The sequence below is a fragment of the Bacteroides finegoldii DSM 17565 genome (genome assembly GCF_000156195.1).
Lineage (GTDB): Bacteria > Bacteroidota > Bacteroidia > Bacteroidales > Bacteroidaceae > Bacteroides > Bacteroides finegoldii.
The window spans coordinates 93,326-99,833 of sequence record NZ_GG688327.1 but is presented as its reverse complement, the minus strand read 5'-3'; the positions used below and the strand labels follow the sequence as shown (position 1 = coordinate 99,833).

Sequence of the window (6,508 nt, the reverse complement as noted above, 5' to 3'; positions counted from 1 at the left end):
GGGAGCATTGCACATTGGTGGTGTGCGTACAGCTTTGTATAATTATCTATTTGCGCGTCAACACGGCGGAGACTTAATATTTCGTATTGAGGATACTGATTCTCACCGGTTTGTTCCGGGAGCGGAAGAGTATATCCTCGAATCTTTCAAATGGTTGGGTATCCACTTTGATGAAGGAGTGAGTTTCGGTGGCGAACACGGTCCTTACCGTCAGTCGGAGCGTCGCGATATCTATAAAAAATATGTGCAGGTTCTGTTGGAGAACGGAAAAGCATACATTGCTTTTGATACTCCAGAGGAATTGGATGCCAAACGTGCGGAAATTGCGAACTTCCAGTACGATGCGTCTACGCGCGGCATGATGCGCAATTCATTGACAATGCCGGAAGAAGAAGTAGATGCGCTGATTGCAGAAGGCAAGCAGTATGTTGTCCGTTTCAAGATAGAGCCGAATGAAGATATTCGTGTGAACGACTTGATTCGTGGAGAAGTTATCATCAATTCATCCATCCTTGATGATAAGGTCCTTTACAAATCGGCTGATGAACTGCCTACTTATCATTTGGCGAATATTGTTGACGACCATTTGATGGAAGTTTCTCATGTGATCCGTGGTGAGGAATGGCTGCCTTCCGCACCATTGCATGTGTTGTTGTATCGTGCTTTCGGCTGGGAAGATACAATGCCGGAATTTGCTCACTTGCCTTTATTGTTGAAACCGGAAGGAAATGGAAAATTGAGCAAACGTGACGGTGACCGTTTGGGATTCCCTGTGTTCCCGTTAGAATGGCACGATCCGAAATCCGGAGAAATATCTTCGGGCTACCGTGAGTCCGGTTATTTGCCGGAAGCGGTGATCAACTTCCTTGCCTTGTTGGGTTGGAATCCGGGTAACGATCAGGAAGTAATGTCGATGGAGGAATTGATAAAGCTGTTTGATCTTCATCGTTGCAGCAAGTCGGGAGCCAAATTCGATTATAAAAAAGGTATATGGTTCAACCATCAATATATACAGCAGAAACCTAATGAAGAAATTGCGGAACTGTTCTTGCCATTTTTGAAAGAACAAGGTGTGGAAGTTCCTTTCGAAAAGGTGGTGACAGTAGTTGGCATGATGAAAGACCGTGTCAGTTTCATTAAAGAATTATGGGGTGTATGTAGCTTCTTCTTCGTAGCTCCTACCGAATATGATGAAAAGACGGTGAAGAAACGCTGGAAAGAGGATTCTGCAAAATGTATGACTGAACTGGCGGAAGTCATTGCCGGTATCGAGGACTTCAGTATCGAAGGACAGGAGAAAGTCGTTATGGACTGGATTGCAGAGAAAGGTTACCATACAGGTAATATCATGAATGCCTTTCGTCTGACATTGGTGGGCGAAGGAAAAGGCCCGCATATGTTCGATATTTCCTGGGTATTGGGTAAAGAAGAAACAATAGCTCGTATCAAACGTGCGGTTGAGGTTTTGAAGTAATCGACATAGTACTATGCTTTACAACCTGGCAATAGTCATTTATGACTTTATCGTTCATCTGGCCGCACCGTTCAGCCGCAAGCCCCGTAAGATGATGAAGGGGCATTGGGTGGTGTACGAACTTTTGCGCCAGCAGGTGGAAAAGGGGGAACAGTATATCTGGTTCCACGCCGCTTCATTGGGAGAATTTGAGCAGGGGCGTCCGTTGATAGAAATGATTCGGGCAAAATATCCTGCTTATAAGATATTGCTGACTTTCTTTTCTCCTTCGGGCTATGAGGTGCGCAAGCATTATCGGGGAGCGGATATTGTCTGCTACCTGCCGTTTGATAAACCCCGGAATGTGAGGAAGTTCCTTGATATCACTAATCCGTGTATGGCGTTCTTTATCAAATATGAGTTTTGGAAGAATTATCTGGATGAGCTTCACAAGCGCCGGATTCCGGTATATAGTGTGTCGTCTATTTTCCGCCGCGACCAAGTGTTTTTTAAATGGTATGGCGGTACCTATCGCAATGTCCTGAAAGATTTCGACCATCTGTTTGTGCAAAACGAGGCTTCCAAACGTTATCTGTCGAAGATTGGCATTCTCCGTGTAACAGTGGTGGGAGATACCCGTTTCGACAGGGTACTGCAAATACGTGAGGAGGCGAAAGACCTTCCACTGGTGGAGAAGTTCAAAGGAAACAATGCTTTCACTTTTGTTGCCGGCAGTTCGTGGGGACCGGATGAAGATCTGTTTCTCGAATATTTCAATAATCATCCGGAAATGAAACTGATTATCGCTCCGCATGTGATTGACGAGAATCATCTGGTGGAGATTATTGGTAAGTTGAAACGTCCGTATGTGCGCTATACTCGTGCCGATGAAAAAAATGTATTGAAAGCGGATTGTCTGATTATCGATTGCTTCGGCTTACTGTCTTCCATCTACCGCTACGGAGAGATTGCTTATATTGGTGGCGGTTTCGGTGTTGGTATTCATAATACGCTGGAAGCTGCCGTGTATGGTATCCCTGTCATTTTCGGGCCGAAGTATCAGAAATTTATGGAAGCCGTGGAACTGTTGGAAGCGAAAGGTGCTTACTCCATCAAAGATTACGAAGAACTGAAAAGCCTGTTAGACCGTTTCCAGACAGACAAAGACTTTTTAGACGAGACGGGAAAGAATGCCGGATATTATGTGACCAGTAAGTCCGGTGCGACGGAAAAAATCATGAATATGATTAATTTTTGATGTTTCTATAAAAAGATAGCGGGAGACTCTTTCCGAAAAGAGTCTCCCGCTATCTTTTTATAAGTCATCTGTAAAACTGGCTTATTCTTCTTTATACCATTGCGAATACATCAAATAATTGTGGGCAATCTTCTCGTTCAGTTCCTTTGCCTGCTCCGGGTCTACTTTCTTGATGAACTTGGCAGGTACGCCGCCCCAGATGCTTCCGGGTTCAATCACAGTATTGCTTAGTACCAGCGATCCGGCCGCTACGATTGCTCCTTCACCCACTACGACATGATCTAAAATAGTAGAGCCCATGCCGACTAATGCATAATCTTTGATGGTCGCTCCGTGAATGGTAACATTATGTCCCACAGAAACATGGTCGCCGATTTCAATAGTCGATTTCTGGTATAATGTATGCAAGACACTTCCGTCTTGGATGTTAACACCATTACCGATCCGTATAGAGTTGACATCTCCCCGTAGCACGGTACTGAACCAGACGCTACAGTCATTTCCTATCTTTACATCTCCTATAATAGTTGCATTGTCTGCGAGAAAACAGTTTTCTCCGATTTCGGGAGTGAATCCGCGTACTGATTTTATTAAAGCCATGAGATTTGTTTGATTTAATAATGTTTTTTAGTTGATACTATATTATGTTGCCCGACACCCGGGTGCCAGATATCTTATCTTTAAATAGAAGTAGTGGCTTTCTGTAACCAAGCTTTTTCTTCTTCGTTAAGATCCGGAGATAGCTTTTCGTAAACAGTCTGATGATAATTATTCAGCCATTCGATTTCCTCCTTTGTCAACATCTCCTTGATGATCCCCTTTTTGCAGATAGGACATAAAGTGATAGTCTCAAATTTAAGATATTCTCCAAACATTCCCTCTCCATCTTTGCAGACTAACGTCAGATTCTCCGTACGTATCCCATGACTGCCTGTCTTATAAACACCGGGTTCGTTGGATGTAACCATGCCGGGCTGGAGGATTACAGGGCTTTCATTCATGCGAATGCTTTGTGGCCCTTCGTGTACACTCAAGAAATGCCCGACACCGTGCCCTGTGCCATGGAGGAAGTTCATTCTGTGATTCCAAATAGGCATACGAGCCAGTACATCGAGTTGCGCACCGCGGGTTCCGGCTGGGAATTTGGCCATAGCCAATGCTATGTGTCCCTTTAATATTAAGGTATAATCCGTCTTTTCCTCTTCCGTCAGTTCGCCTAATGCGATGGTACGAGTGATGTCAGTGGTTCCGTCCAAGTATTGTGCCCCTGAATCTAAGAGTAGGAATCCTTTAGGTTGAAGAGTTACATCGCTTTCCGGTGTTGCCGAATAATGCACGATTGCTCCGTGTTTTTTATATCCTGCAATGGTGTCGAAACTTTCTCCCATGTAGAGAGGTTGTGCTGCCCTGAACTCATGCAATTTTTTATCTATACTTAATTCGGTTTCTTTTCCGGCAGATACAGATTCTTCCAGCCACTTGAGGAATCTGACAAGTGCCACTCCATCCCGTTGCATGGCAGCATGGATGCCGGCTATTTCCTGTTCATTGCGAATGGCTTTCAATAATGTGACGGGAGACTCGCCACGAATAATGGAACATTTCGGATGGATGGCCGAGTAAATCGCGTAATTCGTTTTTCGTGGATCAATAAGAATATTTTCTCCGTGGAAGGAATTTAGGAATGTCTCTACTTCATCATATTTCTGTATTCCTATTTGTTGTTTCTTTAGATAAGTCTCGACCTCCGGCGTCACTTTTTCCGGTGAAATAAAGTAAGTCACCTCATCCTGTGTAATTAACAGGTAGCTCACTATGACTGGATTGCAATGTACATCGTTTCCTCGTAGATTGAGAGTCCATGCTATTTCGTCTAGTGCAGATATGAATAAAGCGTAGACGCCTTTCTTCCTCAACTCCTCACGGATGGCGGATATTTTTTCTTCGCAGCTTTTTCCTGCATATTTGATATCATAAATAAAGGCTGGAGAGTCAGGTATGGAGGGACGGTCTTTCCAGATGTTTTTTAATGGATCTCCAAATATATCTACCTGTAATTGATGCGCCGCTAGTTCTTCTTTCATTTGTTCTACCTGTTGCACAGAGAACATTTTCCCGTCGATGCTTACAGATTCTCCGGGTTTTAAGTGCTGGCAGAGAAACTCTGTTATGCTTGGAGTTTCCGGCAGCATCTCTTTGTAGAGTGTGATGCCGCTACCTTCCAGCTCTTTCTCTGCCTGAAGGAAGTAACGTGAGTCGGTCCATAATCCCGCTTCGTCCATCAGGATGACCGCTGTTCCTGCAGAACCCGTAAAACCGGAAATCCATTCGCGTGACATCCAGTGGGGAGCCACATACTCACTAAGGTGAGGGTCGGTGCTAGGGATAATGAATGCTTTGATGTAATTGGGGTGGAGTGTCATGCGCAGAGCATGTACTCGTTCTTTTATGTTCTGTTTCATACCTTATTATATTATTATAGACATATAAATGTTTCAAAGGTACTAACTTTCTGCATTTAATGACCTGTTTATGAATAGTTTTTGAGAAATATTTGCCGAAAGTTTTGTGAATAAAGAAAGTATGTGTAATTTTGCGGCGCAATTTGACTGCGGAATTTTTTTAATCATAACATATTAATAGTAACAAAATGATTGTAGTACCTGTAAAAGAAGGCGAAAACATTGAAAAAGCGCTGAAAAAGTTCAAAAGAAAATTTGAGAAAACTGGCATTGTGAAAGAATTGAGAAGCAGACAGCAGTTTGACAAACCGTCTGTAACTAAAAGACTTAAGAAAGAACGTGCAGTTTACGTACAACAACTTCAGCAAATAGAAGATTAATAATTCGTAATTTCCTTTGAATTATTGAATTCTTTTCATACATTCGTTGCACGATTTAGATGTAGCGATTATGTTGATAGAATCTTTTCTTGATTATCTCCGGTATGAGCGGAATTATTCTGATAAAACCGTTCTTGCGTATGGTGAGGATATAAGGCAATTACAGGAGTTTGCTCAGGAAGAGTATGGGGAATTTGATCCGTTGGAGGTCGAGGCTGAACTGATTCGTGAATGGATTGTTTCATTGATGGATAAGGGATATACCTCAACTTCTGTAAATCGCAAGTTAAGTACGCTCCGGACATTTTATAAGTTTCTTTTGAAGAAAGGAGAGGTGACGGTAGATCCATTACGAAAAATAGTGGGACCTAAAAATAAAAAAACGTTGCCGGTATTCCTGAAAGAAAATGAAATGAATAAATTGCTGGATGAGACGGACTTTGGCGAGGGGTTTAAAGGTTGTCGGGATCGATTAATTATTGAAATGTTTTATGCTACCGGCATGAGACTTTCGGAATTGATAGATTTGGATGATAAAGATGTGGATTTCTCAGGATCTTGCCTGAAAGTGACCGGGAAAAGAAACAAGCAGCGGTTGATTCCGTTCGGTGATGAACTGCGGGATTGGATGCTTGGGTATATTGATGTAAGAAACGAAATGATTCCGGAAAGGTCGGAGGCTTTTTTTGTAAGAGAGAACGGCGAACGGCTTTATAAGAATCTGGTCTATAATTTAGTGAAACGGAACCTGTCAAAGGTGGCGACGCTGAAAAAAAAGAGTCCTCACGTGTTGAGGCATACTTTTGCAACCACAATGCTGAATAATAACGCGGAGTTGGGTGCAGTAAAGGAACTTTTGGGTCACGAGAGTATAACAACGACCGAGATTTATACGCATGCCACATTTGAAGAACTTAAAAAAGTGTATAAACAGGCTCATCCAAGAGCCTAAAAA

6 protein-coding genes are annotated in these 6,508 nt (G+C 42.8%); 4 read left to right on the top strand and 2 right to left on the bottom strand.

Annotated elements, in window-relative coordinates; genetic code table 11:
• A partial coding sequence (gene gltX, locus BACFIN_RS06150) for a glutamate--tRNA ligase (protein WP_007755682.1) occupies window positions 1–1,474 on the top strand: 1,474 nt, incomplete at its 5' end.
• Window positions 1,475–1,487: 13 nt separating this feature from the next.
• On the top strand, window positions 1,488–2,711 hold the full coding sequence (locus tag BACFIN_RS06155) for a 3-deoxy-D-manno-octulosonic acid transferase (protein ID WP_007755680.1): 1,224 nt from the start codon (window positions 1,488–1,490) through the stop codon (window positions 2,709–2,711).
• 81 nt (window positions 2,712–2,792) lie between these two features.
• Here the strand turns inward: BACFIN_RS06155 and BACFIN_RS06160 are convergent, their stop codons facing one another.
• Window positions 2,793–3,311, bottom strand: coding sequence for a gamma carbonic anhydrase family protein (locus tag BACFIN_RS06160; protein WP_007755678.1), 519 nt, complete (start codon window positions 3,309–3,311; stop codon window positions 2,793–2,795).
• 80 nt (window positions 3,312–3,391) lie between these two features.
• Entirely contained in the window at window positions 3,392–5,173 is a 1,782-nt protein-coding gene (locus BACFIN_RS06165; RefSeq protein WP_007755676.1) for an aminopeptidase P family protein, read from the bottom strand.
• Window positions 5,174–5,361: 188 nt separating this feature from the next.
• Here BACFIN_RS06165 and rpsU point away from each other — a divergent pair, with 188 nt between their 5' ends.
• Both rpsU and xerC read left to right on the top strand, forming a co-directional pair.
• Window positions 5,362–5,553, top strand: coding sequence for a 30S ribosomal protein S21 (rpsU, locus tag BACFIN_RS06170; RefSeq protein WP_007755673.1), 192 nt, complete (start codon window positions 5,362–5,364; stop codon window positions 5,551–5,553).
• Window positions 5,554–5,623: 70 nt separating this feature from the next.
• On the top strand, window positions 5,624–6,505 hold the full coding sequence (gene xerC / locus BACFIN_RS06175) for a tyrosine recombinase XerC (RefSeq protein WP_007755670.1): 882 nt from the start codon (window positions 5,624–5,626) through the stop codon (window positions 6,503–6,505).
• The last annotated feature ends 3 nt before the right edge of the window (window positions 6,506–6,508 follow it).